Origin of the sequence: Pseudomonas sp. SIMBA_068, from assembly GCF_046534705.1 — a bacterium.
In the GTDB taxonomy this organism is placed as follows: domain Bacteria; phylum Pseudomonadota; class Gammaproteobacteria; order Pseudomonadales; family Pseudomonadaceae; genus Aquipseudomonas; species Aquipseudomonas putida.
The window spans coordinates 572,949-589,569 of record NZ_JAWRYI010000002.1 but is presented as its reverse complement, the minus strand read 5'-3'; the positions used below and the strand labels follow the sequence as shown (position 1 = coordinate 589,569).

The window sequence follows — 16,621 nt, the reverse complement described above, 5'->3', positions numbered from 1 at the left end:
CCGGGTATATGCATTCCCAGTAGGAGCAGCCTTGTGCTGCGAAAGGGCCTGCAGCACCGGCACATCTTTGGGAGGCATACCGGCCTCTTTGCAGCACAAGGCTGCTCCTACAGGGATTGCAATTGCAGGGATACAATATCCAATCCCTCGAACATGTGCGGTGCCATGATCCAGTCCGACCTAGACCTGTTCGGCCACCAGCCGCAGCGCCTGGCCAGCCACACCCTACTGCTGCCCGGTTTCGCCCTGGCAGAAACCGAGGCCCTGCTCGATGCCCTGCGCCCGGTGCTGCGTGCAGCGCCCTTTCGGCACATGCACACGCCGGGTGGCCTGCGCATGGCTGTAGGCCTGACCAACTGCGGTACGCTGGGTTGGGTGAGTGACGAACACGGTTACCGCTACAGCCCCAGCGACCCGCTCAGCGGCAAGCCCTGGCCCGCGCTGCCCCCGGTGCTGCTCGCCCTCGCCACCCGCGCTGCGGCCCTGGCCGGCTTCGAGGGTTTCGTGCCGGATGCCTGCCTGGTCAACCATTACCTGCCAGGCACACGCCTAAGCCTGCACCAGGACCGCGACGAGCAAGACTTCGGCCAGCCGATCGTGTCGGTATCGCTGGGCCTCCCGGCGGTGTTCCTGTTCGGCGGCCTGCAGCGCGCCGACAAGGCCCGTCGCATCCCGCTGAGCCACGGCGATGTGTTGGTCTGGGGTGGTGAGGACCGCTTGCGCTTTCATGGCGTGCTGCCTATAAAACCTGGCGTGCATCCGCGCATGGGCGAGCGGCGGATCAACCTGACCTTGCGCAAGGCCGGCCCCTGAACAGGCCTGCCTTCTGCCACCCGGCGCGAACAAGATGAATGCACATGAAACACGTTGAACATCTTGGCCAGGCAAGCTTCAAACATTAAGCCGCCTTCTTTTGCCTGGAGCCTGCCATGCCGAACCCGCCCTGCCCTTCAAGCCGTTGCGATGGAGCCACGTACCGATGAAGATGCCTGGCCGCGCACCCAATGCCTCGCTGCAGCTCGATTACGTACGCGACACCCTGTTCGGCCCGGTGGCGCAAAGCGTGGAATGCCAGTGCCAGCTCGCCGCCCTCAACCTGCAGGGCCGACCGGGGCTGCGCCTGCACATCTGCCCGCCACTGCCTGACAAGGTCGACCGTGCTCATAGCGTGGCCTTTGTCTGGGATGGGCGCAGTTACCACGGCGTAGTCCGCGACAAGGGCAAGTGCGGCGATGGCGGCCTGAACCTGCTACTGGAACTGCAATAAGCCGATCAACGGCGGCCAAACCGGCTGAACCGGCCCGGCGCGGCGTATCTCCATAGCAAAAGGGCCCGTGCCTGCCGGAGAACGCCATGAACAGTCCATTACTCAAGCTCTTCACCCACCCCGCCGACGCCTGGCTGGATATCCGCCGGGCCGAAGAGGACCACCCACAGCAATACCTGCCGCGCCTGCTGGCCCTGGCATTGATACCCGCTGTGTGCCTGTTTGTCGGTACTACCACCTTCGGCTGGAGCCTCGCAGCCGAGGAGCGGGTACGCCTGAGCATGGGCAGCGCCGCGCAACTGGCAGGGCTGCTGTATGCCACTACCGTCGTGGGCGTGATGCTGATGGGGGTGATGATACGTTGGATGTCGCGAGGGTTCGATGCGCAGCCCAGCCTCAACCAATGCATTGGTTTTGCCGCCTACTGTGCCACGCCGTGGTTCTTTGCCGGCGTGGTCGGGCTGGTGCCGATCCGCTGGCTGGCCTTCGCCGCACTACTCGCCGCCTCGGCTTATGCCAGCGTATTGCTGTATGGCGGGTTGCAGACATTCCTGCGGTTGAAGAAGGAACAGGCGATGCTGTTTGCGACATGCGTCTGGGGTGTGGGGCTTCTACTCTTGGTGACCATGCTGGTGGCAATGATCCTGTTCTGGTTCAACGGCCTGATGCCGGAATACGTACGCCCGGCCAGCCTGGGCTGACCGGGGCACGACGGGCGCACTCAGGCAATCGACCTGATTCGCGCCGGGCGGCTGTCACGCAGCGCGTGCAGCTGCCCCACCAGGTGGACCAGATCACGGCAGCTGTTAAGGCTTTGCAGCGGGACCCCGTTCAGGGTCACGCCCTCGTCCAGACTCTGACCCTGACCCAGGCGGATGGTCAGGTTGGCGCCATCCAGGCAGCTGACTTCACAGCGATCAGGCAAGCAGGCCTGCTCGATCATCTGCCGCATTTCCAGCATCGAAACTCCTATCAACGACATGGTACGACCCTCTCTGTGCGATGGCCTGTTGTGAGTGAGTACGCCTTTATCGGGCGGGGCGCCAATTGATATTGCGCATGCCCGGGCAGGCGTCCATGCGCGGGGGCAATGATCATGCGGGGAATCCTCTAGCACCTTAGTGGAAGATTGCAGGCATGGGCCGAGTGTTCGGATGCATTGGCCGACTTAACGACGAGCGGTCCCTGCCGACCCCAGCGATGCCCACAGGTGCTGCGCCGCGTAGGCCCGCCACGGTCGCCAGGCCAGCGCCCGTTCGACCAGTTTCGCGTCATCGCCCTCAAGCAGGCGCAATGCCTTGATCAACGCCACATCGCCCAACGGCAAGGCATCAGCAGCGCCGGCCTGGCGCAGCGCCAGGTAGTGCGCACTCCACGGCCCAATGCCTTTTAGCCGGCACAGGTTGCGCAGCAGCTCATCCAGCGCTTGGCCGCGACGCAGCAACCCGGGTTCAGCCAGTAGTGCATTGGCCAAGGTGCCGAGGGTGATGGCGCGCGCTCGCGGCATGCCCATGTCTTCGAACTGCGCATTGGCCAATGCCGGCAAAGCCGGGAACACATGGCTCAGGCCCGCGACCGGCAGACGCAGCGCTGTGCCGTGACGTTGTACCAGCCGGCCGGCCAGGGTCATGGCGCCGGCCACGCTGATTTGCTGGCCCAGCACAGTACGCATGGCTTGTTCGCAGGCATCCCAGCCTTGGGGCACACGAAAGCCGGGGGCGCTTCGCACCCCAGCTTTTCAGCCAAGACTCAGTGCTGAGCACCTTCGCGCTCATCCTGCATCTGCCCGAACCGCCCGGCATGGAAATCGTCGAACGACTCGGCAATCTCCGCCTGGCTGTTCATCACGAAAGGGCCATAGCCGACAATCGGCTCATCGATCGGCTCGCCACTGAGCAGCAGCACACTGGCACCTTCCAACGCCTCGACGGTGACATCCTCACCCTGACGGTCCAGCAGGACCAGGCTGGACGGGCCCGCTTCACGCTCGCCGTTGATTCGCACGTTACCGCGCAGCACCACCAGCGCAGCGTTTCGACCGGCAGCAACTGGCAGCTGCAAGGACGCGCCGGCATTCAGCCGCAGGTCCCACACATCCATGGCGGTAAAGGTCCGGGCAGGCCCCTGGTGCCCACGGTAGTCACCGGCAATCACCCGCAAGCTACCGGCGTCTCCATCCAGCGCCACCACCGGGATATCGCTGCTCAGCAGCGTCTGATAACCGGCGGCTGCACGCTTGTCACGCGCTGGCAAATTGACCCACAGCTGGACCATTTCCAGCGTACCGCCACTGCGGGCAAAGGACGGGGAATGAAACTCTTCATGGATGATGCCGTTGGCGGCGGTCATCCACTGCACATCACCTGGCCCGATCAGGCCGCCAGCGCCCGTGGAGTCACGGTGCTCCAGCTCACCCTGGTAGACGATGGTCACGGTCTCGAAACCGCGGTGCGGGTGCTGTCCAACGCCGCGCCGCGCAGTGGTCGGGGTGAAGTCATGGGGGCCAGCGTAGTCCAGCAGCAGGAACGGGCTGATCCGGCTGGCCAGGTTGTCGTAAGTGAACAGGCTGCGAACGGGAAAGCCATCACCTACCCAATGGGCGTGTGGGCTGCGGTGGATACCCAGAATGTTTTTCATGAGAAGGCTCCTCTCTTGGCTGGGATAACCTTATCAATGATACCAATCAGGCGGTAGACGGGTTATTCGGCATGCATCGTTCCACCTATGGAACAGTCAACCCTGCAAGAAAGCGAGCACCTGCTCGGCCGCCATGGCCGGGTCCTCCTGCATGAAGCAGTGCCCACCGGCAACTTGCCGGGCGGTTACATGCCGGTTGAGCCCCGCCAGGCGGTTCACCGAATGTGGCACGAAGGGATAAGTCTGTTCGCCATACAGAATCCGTGTCGGCGTGCTGATCGCTGCAAGGCGCGCCCACATGCGTTTGGGGAATGAACTGAAGATTTCCACTTCCCGGCTGGGCCGGCACTTGAGCACCACTGCATCGCCACAATCGCCGATGGCGTGTTCGACATAAGCCTGCAGCGCCGCATCGGTCCAGCCCTTGAAGATGCCCCGCCCTTGCAGCGAGGCCAGCGCTGCCTCGCGATCAGGCCAGTGGCTGCGGCGGCTGGCGGCCTTGCGCGCCAGAGCATGACGCCGGTGCAGGCCAACCAGTGCTGCCGCGCCCATCACACCCAGCATGCGACGGCTGAACAACACGGGGTCAAGCAACACCGCACGCTCGAACAGCGCAGGTTCAGCGGCCAGGATCAGGCCCGTAAGCACGCCGCCAAAGCTGTGTCCCACGGCAAACCGCGGCACATCGCCGTACTCGCCACGCCCGGCCTGAAAGGCTTCCACTGCCAGCTCGGCAGTGCGGTTCCACCCCCGAAACACGCCACCATGGTCAGTGTCGCCATGCCCCTGGACGTCGCAAAGCCACAGGTCGAAATGTTCGCCCAGGCGCATCAGCAGCGGTTGGTAGGCCAGGCAACAGAAGCCATTGCCGTGCAAAAAATGCAGCAACGGCTTGCCACTGGCCGGGGTTCGCCAACCCCGCAGGGTAAAACCTTCGGCGCATTCATGGGACCAGGGGATCAACTGCATCGGCTTGCTGTACTCGCGGGGCTAGGAAAACGCCGATTCTACAAACAGCAGCGGGTAGAGGGAAATCACCAGCAACAAGGCCATCAGGACATTGAACAGCATCAGCCAGCGCGGGTTTTGCAATATGTTGCGCAGAGCGCTGCCAAACATGACCCACACACCGACGCTGGGCAGGTTGACCAGGGCGAACAAGGCGGCGATCACGATCACGTTGGTCACATAGCCTTGCGCCGGTGTGTAGGTGGTAATCGCACCCACCGCCATCACCCAGGCCTTGGGGTTGACCCACTGGAACGCCGCCGCACCCCAGAAACCAAGGGGTTTACGGACGCTGGACGAGGCCGTGCCAACCGGCCCGGCAGTGGCGATCTTCCAGGCCAGATACAGCAGGTAGGCGGCCCCGGTGTAGCGCAGTACCGTGTACAGCGGTGGCCAGGCCTTGAATACCTCACCCAGGCCCAGGCCGACGGCCAGCACCATGACCATGAAACCGACACTGATGCCCAGGGCGTGAGGGATGGAGCGACGCACGCCGAAGTTCACCCCCGAGGCCAGCAGCATGGTGTTGTTGGGGCCGGGGGTGATGGAGGATACGAAGGCAAACAGCACGAAAGCGGTCAGCAGGTCGGCAGAGGCAAGCATGGCGGGCATTCCACTTTCGTTATAGGTGCTGTCACACTAACGGAGTCGCCCACTCCAGCGACCGATACAGTTATATTAAATTATTCAGATACACATCACTGTACCGCTAACCCGGACCAAGGAAGCCGTCACCATGAGCCTCACCATTCGCCCTGCCGTTCGCACCGATGCCGAGCAGATCCTGGCCTTCATCACCGAACTGGCCGAGTACGAGCGCGCCCGCCACGAGGTGGTCGCCACCCTTGCCGACATCGAGCACAGCCTGTTCGACGAGGGGAGCACGGTGCGTAGCCTGATGTGCGAACGCGATGGCCGGGCAGTCGGTTTTGCCGTGTATTTCTACAGCTACTCGACCTGGCTTGGGCGCAACGGTATTTACCTGGAAGACCTGTACGTCACGCCTGAACAGCGTGGCGACGGTGCTGGCCGGCAACTGCTGCGACATATTGCCCGTGAGGCAGTGGCGAACAATTGCGGGCGCCTGGAATGGAGCGTGCTGGACTGGAACGAGCCGGCGATCGGCTTCTATCAGAAGCTGGGGGCCGAGGCGCAGGATGAGTGGGTGCGCTACCGGCTGGATGGCGAGAAGCTGGCGGCATTCGCCCGCGGGTGACCGCCGGGTTTACGCGGTCATTTGTAGGAGCGGCCTTGTGCCGCGAACGGGCTGCGAAGCGGCCCCAGGTTTCTGCGCATATGCACACATTGCCGGGGCTGCTATGCAGCCCGATCGCGGCACAAGGCCGATAGTACAGGGACCGATGTGAGCCCGAAGGTAAAGTTACTGCCGCCGCCACACTGCCCCGGCAATGTCGACCCGCTTGGGCACTACCTTGTTGTCGAAGAACAGCTGCGCCGTACGCTGCTGCGCCGCCACGATCTCATCACTTACCGGCAGCACCGGTGACGCCGGCCGGTGGCTGAAACTGCGCTTTACCACTTCTTCTGGCAAGCCCATGAACTGTGCCAGCAAGCGGATGCTCCCAGCCTGGTCGCTGCGGGTAAGTGCCTCGGCCCGGCTGATTTCTTCCAACAATTGCCCGACAAAGGCGCCATGGGCTTCGACATAGGTGCGTGAACCCAGCATGAATGGCCCGATCAGCCCCAGCCCTTGGCCGTCGGCCAGCAGCCGCGCCTTGCCCTCCAGGTCGATAGCCGAGTAGAACGGGTCCCAGATTGCCCAGGCGTCCACGCTGCCCCGCTCGAAAGCCGCCCGGGCATCGGCAGGTGCCAGGTACACCGGCTGAACATCGCCAATGCTCAGCCCGGCCTTGGCCAGGGCACGCAACAGCAGGTTGTGCGCGCTGGAGCCCTTCTGCAGGGCAATGCGCTTGCCCTTGAGTTCACCCACAGCGCTGATCGGGCTGTCTTTCGGCACCAGGATCACTTCAGCCTGGGGCTTGGGCGGCTCGGCACCGATGTACAACAGGTCGGCGCCGGCGGCCTGGGCAAAGATCGGCGGAATGTCACCGGTCGAGCCGATATCGAGGCTGCCGATGTTCAACGCTTCAAGCATCTGCGGGCCGGCGGGGAACTCGATCCATTGCACGCGCGTATTGGTAAAACGTTGCTCCAGCAGCTGATGCTGCTTGGCCAGGACCAGGCTGATCGAGCCCTTCTGGTAGCCAATACGCAAGGTAGCCGGGTCTGCGGCCTGGGCCGCGCTGGCCAGGGCCAGCAACACCAGCATGGCAAGGCGTAGCATGCGCATGGGTCACTCCTTCCAGTCGGTCGAGGGTTTTTCCCACAGGTTGATCCCCCCTTCCACGGCGTACTGGTCGATGGCGGCCAGCTCTTCGGCGGTAAAGGCCAGGTTGTCGAGCGCGGCCACATTCTCGGTGATCTGCTCGGGCCGGCTGGCGCCGATCAGCGCGGAGCTCACCCGTGGGTCGCGCAGGGTCCAGGCCAGCGCCAGTTGGGCCAGGCTCTGGCCACGCTGACGGGCAATCTCATTCAAGGCGCGTGCGCGGGCGATGTTGGCTTGCGACAAATGCTGGGGTAGCAGCGAGCCGCCACCCGCACGGTTCACACGGGCATCAGCCGGGATGCCATTGAGGTATTTATCGCTGAGCAGGCCCTGGGCCAGCGCAGTGAACACGATCACCCCGGCACCCAAGGCATCGGTGGTGTCGAGCAGGTCCCGTTCGATCCAACGGTTGAACAGGTTGTACGACGGCTGGTGGATCAGCAGCGGCACCTTCAATGCTTGCAGCAACGCCGCGATTTCTGCGGTCTTGCCGGCTGAATAGGACGAGATGCCGATGTACAGCGCCTTGCCCTGGCGCACGATGTCGGCCAGTGCGATGGCCGTTTCTTCCAGTGGGGTGTCGGCATCGAAACGGTGCGAATAGAAGATGTCGACGTAATCCAGACCCAGGCGCGCCAGGCTCTGGTCCAGGCTGGCGATGAGGTACTTGCGCGAGCTGCCGCCCTGCCCGTAAGGTCCCGGCCACATGTCCCAGCCGGCCTTGCTGGAAATGATCAGCTCGTCGCGGTAGCTGCGCAGGTCCTCGCGCAGCAGCCGGCCGAAGTTGGTCTCGGCACTGCCATAGGGCGGGCCGTAGTTGTTGGCCAGGTCAAAATGGTTGATACCGGCATCGAACGCCGTGTGCAGCAAGGCGCGCTGGGTGGTGATGGGCGTGGCATCGCCAAAGTTGTGCCACAGGCCCAGGGACAGGGCCGGCAGCACCAGGCCGCTGCGACCGACGCGACGGTAAGGCATGCGCGCATAGCGCTCGGGGTTGGCGGTGTAGCTCATGGTTGGCCTCGTTCGGCAAAGTATGGGTTGGCTGGGCGTTGCAGGCCCAGATGCTCGCGCAGGGTGTGGCCCTGGTACTGACGGCGGAACAGGCCGCGACGCTGCAGCTCGGGCACCACGTGCACAGCGAAGTCTTCCAGCCCCAGGGGCAGGTGCGGCACCAGCACGTTGAAGCCATCGGCGGCGCCGCCTTCGAACCAGGCTTGCAGCTCCTCGGCGATCTGCGTCGGGGTACCCACCAGGCTGTAGTGCCCTCGCCCACCGGCGATGCGCCGCCCCAGCTGGGCCAGGGTCAGCTGTTCAGTGCCGGCCAGTTCGGTCAGCAGTAGCTGGCGGCTGCGCTGGCCATCCTCGGTGGGCGGCAACTCTGGGAGCGGGCCATCCAGCGGGTAGCCGGAAAGGTCGAAGTTGCCGAGCATGCGCCCGAGCAAGCCAACGCCGACACGCGGGTCGACCAGCGCCTGAAACTGTTCGTACTTGTCCTCGGCCTGCGCCTGGCTTTGCCCCACCACCACGAACACGCCGGGCATGATCTTCAGCGAATCCTCATCTCGCCCGTGGCGGGCCAGGCGACCCTTGAGGTCGGTGTAAAAAGCCTGTGCGCGGGCCAGACTCGGCTGGGCGGTGAACACCACCTCGGCACTTTGTGCGGCCAGCTCGCGGCCGGTTTCGGACGAGCCGGCCTGCACCAGCACCGGTCGCCCCTGTGGCGAGCGGGCAACATTGAGCGGACCTTTGACGCGAAAGTGCTCGCCCACATGGTCGAGGGCACGCACGGCCTGCGGGTGGTGGAACAGGCCACTGGCCTTGTCGCGCAAGAACGCGTCATCGGCCCAGCTGTCCCAAAGCCCTTGCACCACCTGCTGGAATTCACGGGCGCGGGCGTAACGCTCGGCATGCGGGATATGCGCCTGCCGGCCAAAGTTGCCGGCCTCAGCGGCAGCGTCGGAGGTGACCAGGTTCCAGCCGGCACGGCCTGCGGACAGGTGATCCAGCGAGGCGAACTTGCGTGCCACATGGTAAGGCTCGTTGTAGCTGGTGGTGGCGGTGGCGATCAGGCCGATGCGGTCGGTGACTGCACTCAGCGCCGACAACAGGGTCAGTGGTTCGTAGTACACCGAGCGGGCACTGTGGCTGGCCAGGGGGTCGTTGGGGGCGGCGACGCTGTCGGCGACGAACAAGGCATCGAAGCACGCGGCTTCGGCGATTTGTGCGGTGCGCTTGTAGGTGGCGAAATCCAGCGGGTCGGCCGGTACCTCCGGGTGGCGCCAGGCGGCCACGTGGTGACCGGTCGCCATGAGGAAGGCGCCCAGATTCATTTGGCGGGGCATTGAGATCTCCTTTAAAACCAGGTCGCTTTTTGTAGGAGCGGCCTTGTGTCGCGATCGGGCCGCAAAGCGGCCCCGGCGATTTAAGTGGCGAAGCTGAAATCTGGGGCCGCTGTGCGGCCCGATCGCGACACAAGGCCGCTCCTACAGGGATCGTGCGCAGGCTTAGAAATCCTTGCGCAGTTGTACGCCGAAGTAGCGCCCGTCATCCCGCGGTACTGAGCGGTAGATGTAGTCGCCGCCACTGGCCAGCATCTGCGCATACGATTTGTCGCCCAGGTTCTTGCCCAACAGGGCTACGCGCCAGCCGTCGTTGTAGTCGGCCAGGGCAATGCTGGCGTTCCAGATGCCATAGGCGCCCTGCACGGTGTCCGGATTCTGGTCGAGGCTGAACTGCACGGCGTCCTGCCAGCTGTAGTCGCTACTCAGTTCCACATCCAGGCCGTTGTCCAGCGGGATCACGTAATCGGCGCGCAGGTAGGTCTTCCAGTCCGGCGTGAACGGCAGGCGGCCGCCATCGATGTTGCAGTTGGCCGCCGCACCCGCCGGGCAGTTGAAGTGATCGACACGGGCCTTGGTGTAGGCCACGGCCGTCGACAGCTTCAGCCGCGAGGTGGCCTGGAAGCTGGCATCCAGCTCCACACCCTGGGTCTTGACCTTGCCGGCATTCACCAGGCGGGTTACCACCTGGTTGGCCACGGTGTCGAAGAAGTTGGCCTGGTAGTTGTCGTAGTCGGTGTGGAACACAGCCAGGTTGGCGGTCAGGCGATTGTCCAGCGCCGTGCTTTTCAAGCCGATTTCGTAGGCATCCGAGGTTTCGGGCTTGAGTGCCCCGGTGTCGCGCGGCTGCATGTTGAAGAACACGTTGTAGGCCGGCCCTTTATAGCCGCGCGAATAGGTGACGTAGCCCGTCAGGTTGTCGTTGAAGTCGTATTGCAAGCCGGTCCGCCCGCTCCAGCCGTCCTCGTCCACCGAGCCGGAACTTGCAGTCGAGGGCTGGATACCGGTCACTGCGGTGGCCGAGGTGGAGACCCGGCGGTGGTCGTACTCAAGGTCGTCGTGGGTCCAGCGCAGGCCGAAAATGGCGCGCAAGTCATCGGTGAAGTTGAAGGTGTTCTCACCGAACAGCGCGACACTGTCGTTGGTGGTGGAATAGTCGGCGCGGCCAGTGTTGGCCACGCCGCCATTGACCGACAGGCGCTGGTAGGTCTCGCTGGACGTGCCATGCATGTAGAAGGCGCCCAGCACGTATTCGTTGAACTGCCCTTTGGGCGACGTCAGGCGAAACTCCTGGCTGTACTGGTCATAGTCCACCGTGCCCTTGTCATGGGACGCCGTCACCGGCAGCAAGGCGCGGCGGTCGCCGTCCTGGTACTGGGTATTGTCCCAACCCCGCCAGGCGCTGATCGATGTCAGGGTGTAGTCGCCCAGCTGCCAGTCCAGCTGGGCCGAGAGCCCTTGGTTCTCGTCTTCGACGTGGGTTTTGAAGTCGCTGTTGATGTCGCGGTTGTGGGCGCTTGGCGTCACCGGGCGCAACTGGCTGGCGAATGCGGCGCTGGCGCTGGTGATCACGCCGCTGGGCAAGGTGTCCTCGCCCTTCATGTAGTCGGCAATCAGGGTCAGGCGCACGTCTTCGTTGGGCTCGAACTCCAGCTTGCCGCGGGCGCCTTTGCGTTCGTAACCATTGACGTCGTGGCCATTGGCAACGTTTTCGACATTGCCATCGTAGTCGCCCCACAAGGTGCTCAACGACCCCTTGAACTGCTCGCTCAGGCGCCCGCCAATACCAAAGCGCAGGCGGTTCTCGTCGCCACCGCCAAAGTGCGAATAGTCCACATAACCCTGGGTCTGCTCGGGGATGGCCTTGCTGACCACGTTGAGTACACCCGCCGAGGCGTTCTTGCCAAACAGGGTGCCCTGCGGCCCGCGCAGTACCTCGATGCGTTCAAGGTCGAGCAGGTCGAGGGTGGACTGGCCCGGGCGGCCGAACACCACGCCGTCGACCACCGTCGCCACGGTTGGCTCGACGCCGGGCGAGGTCGAAATGGTGCCCACGCCGCGGATGAACAACGAAGTGTCCTTGTTCGAGGCGCCGGCGCGGTAATTGAGGGTAGGCACCTGCTGGACGATGCTGGCAACGTTGTTGCGGTTGTCTCGCTCCAACTGTTCGCCGTCGATCACCGACACTGCCACCGGCACTTCCTGCAGCGTAGCTTCGCGGCGCGTGGCGGTCACGGTGACGGCGCCCAATGCAGTGGCCTGCGGAGCCGCTGCTTCGGCCGGCTCGGCTGCCTGGGCAGCTTGGCCAAAAGCGGCCAGCAGGATGGCTGCGGCCAGCGGCCGACGTTGCGTAGCGGGGAATGGTGTACGGCTTTTCTGCATGGTGCTCACTGCCTCGGGAAACCAGACCAGGCCCCTTCAGGCGGGGCCGACACGGAGTTGCTGTGGTTGTCTGGTCTCGCTCGTGCGAGTGGCAGGCGCTTGCCAACAGCTGCGCTTGTTAGCGCTAACATCCGCAAGTATCAGAGGGCTTCGCTTAGCACGTCAAATACTTAAAAGTCAGATTGATATGCAATAAAGCTATTTGCCAAGCGCCTTCCCGTTAGCGCTACCATCGCGCCATTTCCCCAGGAGGCAGCCCGGTGAGCCAGGCCAAGGATCCCCCCCGCAAGCGCCGCGGCGCAGGCCGTGTCACCCTTGCCGAGGTGGCTCGGGCCGCTGAGGTTTCGGCCATCAGCGTGTCGCGCTACTTCAACCAGCCAGATCAGGTGTCGACACCTTTGCGCGAGCGTATCGAAGCTGCCGTGCAGGCATTGGGCTATGTGCCTAACCTGGTGGCCGGGGGGCTGGCGTCGGCCCGTGGGCGCATCGTCGGCATGGTGATCCCTAATATCTCCGGGCCGATCTTCGCCCAGACTATCCAGGCGTTCAGCGATACCCTCAGCCGCCATGGCTACCAGTTGTTGCTGGCGTCCAGTTACTTCAGCGAAGCGCAGGAAGAAAGCGCGGTGCGGGCGTTTCTCGGCTGGTCGCCGGCAGCGTTGGTGGTGACCAGCCATTTCCACAGCCCGGCCACAGAAAAGATGCTGGCCAACGCAGACGTGCCAGTCGTGGAAATATGGGACTACCGCCCTGAGCGGTCGCCCTTGCAAGTGGGTTTCCTTCATCACCAGGTGGGCGTACAGGCCTGCCGCTATCTGCTGGACAAGGGCCACCGGCGCATCGCTTTCGTACAGAACAGCGCGGCCGGCGACCTGAGTGCGCTGGAGCGGCGCGATGGCTATATCGAGGCGTTGCGGGTAGCCGGGCTGGAGCCTTGGGTATTCGTGCCCTCGGCCGACTGCGCGCCGTTCGAGGCGGGCAAGCAGGCCATGGAAGCGTTGATCCGCCGCACCCCACGGCCCGAGGCGATCATCTTCGCCAATGACAACCTGGCGGCCGGTGCTCTGCTGGCCGGGCAACGCGCCGGTTTGCGCCTGCCGGAAGACATGGCCATCGTCGGCTTTGGCGACTATCCCTTCGCCAACATGCTGCTGCCCAGCCTCACCACCCTGCGCCCGCCCTCGCGGGAAATAGGCGAAGTGGCGGCGTTGCGGGTGTTGCAGCACCTGGGTGTGGTGGCGCGTGAGGGGGAAGTGCAGCGGCTGAACCTGTTGGCGTGTGAGTTGATTGCCCGCGAAAGCGCGTGAGGTGCACAGGTGCTGTGACAATCCGGCCATTGAGGATTATTCTCCTCTGGTATGTCCCACCGCCCCAATATGTGAGCGCCGAATATGAAAATCGATGACATGGACGCCTTCGTGGCGGTCATCCGTTGCCAGTCGACCAACCTGGCCGCCGAGGCCCTGCAACTGACCCAGCCGGCCATCACCCGCCGCGTGCAGAACTTCGAGGAAGACCTGGGCGCCACCCTGCTCGACCGCAATACCAAGCCGCTGAAACCGACGCCCATGGGCCTGCGGGTGTACGAGCAGTGCAAGGCGATCTTGCGTGAGATCGACTCGCTGCGCGAGCTGGTGGCGAACGACGGGGCCCCGTCCGGCACCCTGCGCCTGGGCGTGCCGCAAACCCTTGGCGATGTGGTGCTGCTCGATGCGTTGGCACAGATTCGTGAAACCTACCCCGACCTGCGCACCCAGGTCACCAGTGGCTGGGGCAGCAGCCTGATCGCACGCATGGAAAACGGCGAGCTGGATGCCGCCGCGGCACTGTTCCCGCCCGGCAAGATCTTCCCCGAGGGCATCGCCAGCCAGTCGATCGCCCGCATGCCGCTGCGGGTGGTAGCGGCCAAGGGCAGTACCGGCAAGCGCAGCCTAAAGCTCAAGGACTGCTACACCCGTGGCTGGGTGCTCAACCCCGATGGTTGCGGCTTTCGCGCAGGGTTGCAGCGCGCCCTGAGCGAACAGGGGCTGAGGCTGTCGATCAACCTGGAGACCTTTGGCACCGAGCTGCAACTGGGGCTGGTGGCCAATGGGCAGGGGCTCGGGCTGGTGCCCGAGCCCTTGTTGCAGAACAGCCGCCACCGCGATGCGCTGGACGTGGTCAGTGTGACGGACTTCAAGCCGCAGGTGGATTTGTGGCTGTTCCACCCACGCTACCTGGGCAACCTTCAGGAGCCGGTCGAGCTGTTTGGCCGGGTGGCCGGTCAGCAACTGTGCGGGTGAGCTGAAAGCGCAATCCCTTATGAGAGCAACTGCGTTGATCAAAATCCAAGAGTTTGCGCGGTCACTGTGGGAGCGACCTTGCGTCGCGATTGGGTTGCGTAGCAGCCCTATCATTCCATTGTCAATAAAATAACCAACTCGCATAACTAAATACAGTTTTAATTCTTTAAGTTAATAATTAGCATAGAACAAAAAAGACTTTTACAGCGATCATCCATACGAATACGGTCTTAGAAACCCACCGTGTTCCAGGGATGAATACCCATGAGTCACCCCCCTTCCGCCAGCGCCCTTGCCGAACTCACCCAGGCCCTGGCCGCCAACGCCGAACGCTACGACCGCAGCGGCCGGTTCCCCGCCGACAACTTCGACCTGCTGCACCGCCACGGCCTGCTGGGTTTCACCGTGCCCCGCGACTTGGGTGGCGGTGGCGCCGACCTGGCCAGTGCGCGCCAGGTCATCGCCGCGGTCGGCAAAGGTTGCCCGTCCACCGCACTGATCCTCGTAATGCAGTATCTGCAGCACTTTCGCCTGCAGGACGAAGACCGCTGGCCCGAGCACCTGCGCCTGCAGGTGGCCCGCGACGCGGTGGCCGACGGCGCGCTGATCAACGCGTTTCGCGTTGAACCCGAACTGGGCACACCCGCCCGCGGCGGCCTGCCGGCCACCGTCGCCCGGCGCACCGCCGAGGGCTGGCGGTTGTCCGGGCGCAAGATCTACTCCACCGGCAGCCATGGCCTGACCTGGTACCTGGTATGGGCCCGCAGCGACGACCAAGACCCACTGGTGGGCGGCTTCCTGGTGCACAAGGACACCCCGGGCATCCGTATCGTCGAAGACTGGGACCACCTGGGCATGCGCGCCACCTGCAGCCATGAAGTGCAGTTCGACGAGGTGCTGATCCCGCTCGATCATGCCGTCAGCGTCAGCCCGGCCAGCGCACCGCGCGCCGAGCTCGACAGCACCGGCCTGCTGTGGATGGCAGTGTTGCTGCCTGCGCTGTACGACGGGGTGGCCCAGGCCGCACGCGACTGGCTGGTGCAGTTCCTGAACCAGCGCGCGCCATCCAACCTCGGTGCACCGCTGGCCAGCCTGCCGCGTTTCCAGGACGTGGTCGGGCGTATCGACACCTTGCTGTTCGCCAACCAGAGCCTGTTGAACGCGGCCGTGACCGGGCAGGTCGATCCGCGCCACGCCGGGCAGCTCAAGCACCTGGTCAGCCGCAACGCCATCCAGGCCGTGGAACTGGCCATCGAGGCTGCGGGCAATCCTGGCCTGTCGCGGCGCAACCCGCTGGAGCGGCACTACCGTGATGTGCTGTGCAGCCGCATCCACACCCCTCAAGACGACGTGGTGCTCGGCCATGTCGGCCGTGCCGCCCTGGCGGAGGTGGCGGCATGAGCCACTCGATCATCGCCAGCCAGCTGGACGCACCGGCCAACCAATACCTGCGCGACCGATTGCCCGACCACGAGGTGATCGATATCGCCCCGGGCCAGTTGCACCTGGACGTCCCCGCCGACGTGTTCATCGTGCGCCCGATCAATGTACGCGGTAACCGCGTGGACAACCCGCCAGCGGGCTGGCCGTGGGCGTTGCGCTGGGTGCAGGTAGTGTCCTCGGGCATCGACTTCTACCCCGACTGGGTGTTTCAGGGCCCGCCGGTCACCAGTGGCCGCGGCGCCAATGCCGAGCAGGTGGCCGAATTCGCCCTGGCCCTGGTGTTTGCCGCGGCCAAACAGCTGCCGGGCTTGTGGGTCAAGGACGCCGACTGGCGCCTGACCCCGCTCGCCCCCGTGCGTGGCCGCACCTTGGGCATCTTCGGCTTCGGCAGCATCGGCCAGAGCCTGGCACGCAAGGCAAACGCCCTGGGCATGCCGGTACTGGCGCTGAACCGCCCAGGCCAACCCATTGCCGAGGTGCCGGGCGTGCAGCGCGTCGACAACCTGCAGCAGCTGTTTGCCGGCAGCGATCACCTGGTCATCGCCGCCCCGCTCACCCCCGCCACCCGTGGCCTGATCGACCGCCAGGTGCTGGCCCAGGCCAAACCCGGGCTGCACCTGATCAACATCGCTCGTGGCGGGCTGCTGGACCAGGGCGCCCTGCTTGAAGCCCTGGACAACGGGCTGATCGGCCGCGCCAGCCTCGATGTCACCGATCCGGAACCGCTACCAGCGGGCCACCCGCTCTACCAGCACCCTCGGGTGTTCCTGTCTCCGCACACCTCGGCCATTTCCGAGGACGGCTACCCGGCCCTGCTCGACGCGTTTCTCGACAACTTCGCCCGTTACCGCGAACAAGCACCGCTGCACAACCTGGTCGACACCCAGCGCGGCTACTGAACCCACACCTATTGGAG

General features: G+C 64.4%; 17 protein-coding genes. 8 read left to right on the top strand and 9 right to left on the bottom strand.

From position 1 onward, the window contains the following. Positions 1-165: 165 nt before the first annotated feature. From alkB to SB756_RS08920, 3 genes are all read left to right on the top strand, one after another. On the top strand, positions 166-813 hold the full coding sequence (gene alkB, locus SB756_RS08930; protein WP_341795652.1) for a DNA oxidative demethylase AlkB: 648 nt from the start codon (positions 166-168) through the stop codon (positions 811-813). A 166-nt stretch (positions 814-979) separates the two neighbouring features. Continuing rightward, complete coding sequence (locus SB756_RS08925) at positions 980-1,267, top strand: hypothetical protein (protein ID WP_028612962.1); 288 nt, start codon at positions 980-982, stop codon at positions 1,265-1,267. A gap of 86 nt (positions 1,268-1,353) precedes the next feature. After that, on the top strand, positions 1,354-1,968 hold the full coding sequence (locus SB756_RS08920) for a Yip1 family protein (RefSeq protein ID WP_016499858.1): 615 nt from the start codon (positions 1,354-1,356) through the stop codon (positions 1,966-1,968). Between the two features lie 20 nt (positions 1,969-1,988). On the opposite strand, the gene SB756_RS08915 is transcribed toward SB756_RS08920, so the two are convergent. The 5 genes from SB756_RS08915 to SB756_RS08895 form a co-directional block, all read right to left on the bottom strand. Next, on the bottom strand, positions 1,989-2,249 hold the full coding sequence (locus SB756_RS08915) for a DUF1652 domain-containing protein (RefSeq protein ID WP_041167745.1): 261 nt from the start codon (positions 2,247-2,249) through the stop codon (positions 1,989-1,991). 186 nt (positions 2,250-2,435) lie between these two features. Then, the gene (locus SB756_RS08910) at positions 2,436-2,939 is read right to left on the bottom strand and encodes a DNA-3-methyladenine glycosylase family protein (protein WP_410910683.1); all 504 of its coding nucleotides are present in this window, start codon (positions 2,937-2,939) and stop codon (positions 2,436-2,438) included. 77 nt (positions 2,940-3,016) lie between these two features. Next, positions 3,017-3,904, bottom strand: a complete 888-nt coding sequence (locus SB756_RS08905; RefSeq protein WP_341795653.1) for a pirin family protein — start codon at positions 3,902-3,904, stop codon at positions 3,017-3,019. A gap of 96 nt (positions 3,905-4,000) precedes the next feature. Continuing rightward, on the bottom strand, positions 4,001-4,873 hold the full coding sequence (locus SB756_RS08900) for an alpha/beta fold hydrolase (RefSeq protein ID WP_341795654.1): 873 nt from the start codon (positions 4,871-4,873) through the stop codon (positions 4,001-4,003). A gap of 21 nt (positions 4,874-4,894) precedes the next feature. After that, positions 4,895-5,524, bottom strand: coding sequence for a LysE family translocator (locus tag SB756_RS08895; protein ID WP_410910682.1), 630 nt, complete (start codon positions 5,522-5,524; stop codon positions 4,895-4,897). A 124-nt stretch (positions 5,525-5,648) separates the two neighbouring features. On the opposite strand from SB756_RS08895, the gene SB756_RS08890 reads away from it, so the two are divergent. Beyond that, on the top strand, positions 5,649-6,128 hold the full coding sequence (locus SB756_RS08890) for a GNAT family N-acetyltransferase (protein WP_016486745.1): 480 nt from the start codon (positions 5,649-5,651) through the stop codon (positions 6,126-6,128). A gap of 165 nt (positions 6,129-6,293) precedes the next feature. Here the strand turns inward: SB756_RS08890 and SB756_RS08885 are convergent, their stop codons facing one another. The 4 genes from SB756_RS08885 to SB756_RS08870 form a co-directional block, all read right to left on the bottom strand. After that, a complete protein-coding gene (locus tag SB756_RS08885; RefSeq protein ID WP_410910681.1) occupies positions 6,294-7,223 on the bottom strand; it encodes an aliphatic sulfonate ABC transporter substrate-binding protein in 930 nt (309 codons plus the stop codon). A gap of 3 nt (positions 7,224-7,226) precedes the next feature. Beyond that, entirely contained in the window at positions 7,227-8,270 is a 1,044-nt protein-coding gene (gene mgrA, locus SB756_RS08880; protein ID WP_410910680.1) for an L-glyceraldehyde 3-phosphate reductase, read from the bottom strand. Continuing rightward, a complete protein-coding gene (locus SB756_RS08875) occupies positions 8,267-9,601 on the bottom strand; it encodes an LLM class flavin-dependent oxidoreductase (RefSeq protein ID WP_410910679.1) in 1,335 nt (444 codons plus the stop codon). The genes mgrA and SB756_RS08875 overlap by 4 nt, the downstream gene beginning before the upstream one ends. A gap of 162 nt (positions 9,602-9,763) precedes the next feature. Then, the gene (locus SB756_RS08870; protein WP_341795659.1) at positions 9,764-11,980 is read right to left on the bottom strand and encodes a TonB-dependent receptor; all 2,217 of its coding nucleotides are present in this window, start codon (positions 11,978-11,980) and stop codon (positions 9,764-9,766) included. A 260-nt stretch (positions 11,981-12,240) separates the two neighbouring features. On the opposite strand from SB756_RS08870, the gene SB756_RS08865 reads away from it, so the two are divergent. The 4 genes from SB756_RS08865 to SB756_RS08850 all read left to right on the top strand — a co-directional run bounded on the left by SB756_RS08865 (position 12,241) and on the right by SB756_RS08850 (position 16,604). After that, positions 12,241-13,287 (top strand): LacI family DNA-binding transcriptional regulator, encoded by a 1,047-nt coding sequence (locus tag SB756_RS08865; RefSeq protein ID WP_341795660.1) that lies wholly within the window; start codon positions 12,241-12,243, stop codon positions 13,285-13,287. Between the two features lie 84 nt (positions 13,288-13,371). Beyond that, entirely contained in the window at positions 13,372-14,262 is an 891-nt protein-coding gene (locus tag SB756_RS08860; RefSeq protein ID WP_049275362.1) for a LysR family transcriptional regulator, read from the top strand. Between the two features lie 264 nt (positions 14,263-14,526). Beyond that, entirely contained in the window at positions 14,527-15,663 is a 1,137-nt protein-coding gene (locus SB756_RS08855; protein ID WP_028612975.1) for an acyl-CoA dehydrogenase family protein, read from the top strand. Beyond that, positions 15,660-16,604: a D-isomer specific 2-hydroxyacid dehydrogenase family protein gene (locus SB756_RS08850; protein WP_341795662.1), complete on the top strand. Its 945-nt coding sequence runs from the start codon at positions 15,660-15,662 to the stop codon at positions 16,602-16,604. The genes SB756_RS08855 and SB756_RS08850 overlap by 4 nt, the downstream gene beginning before the upstream one ends. Positions 16,605-16,621: the final 17 nt, after the last annotated feature.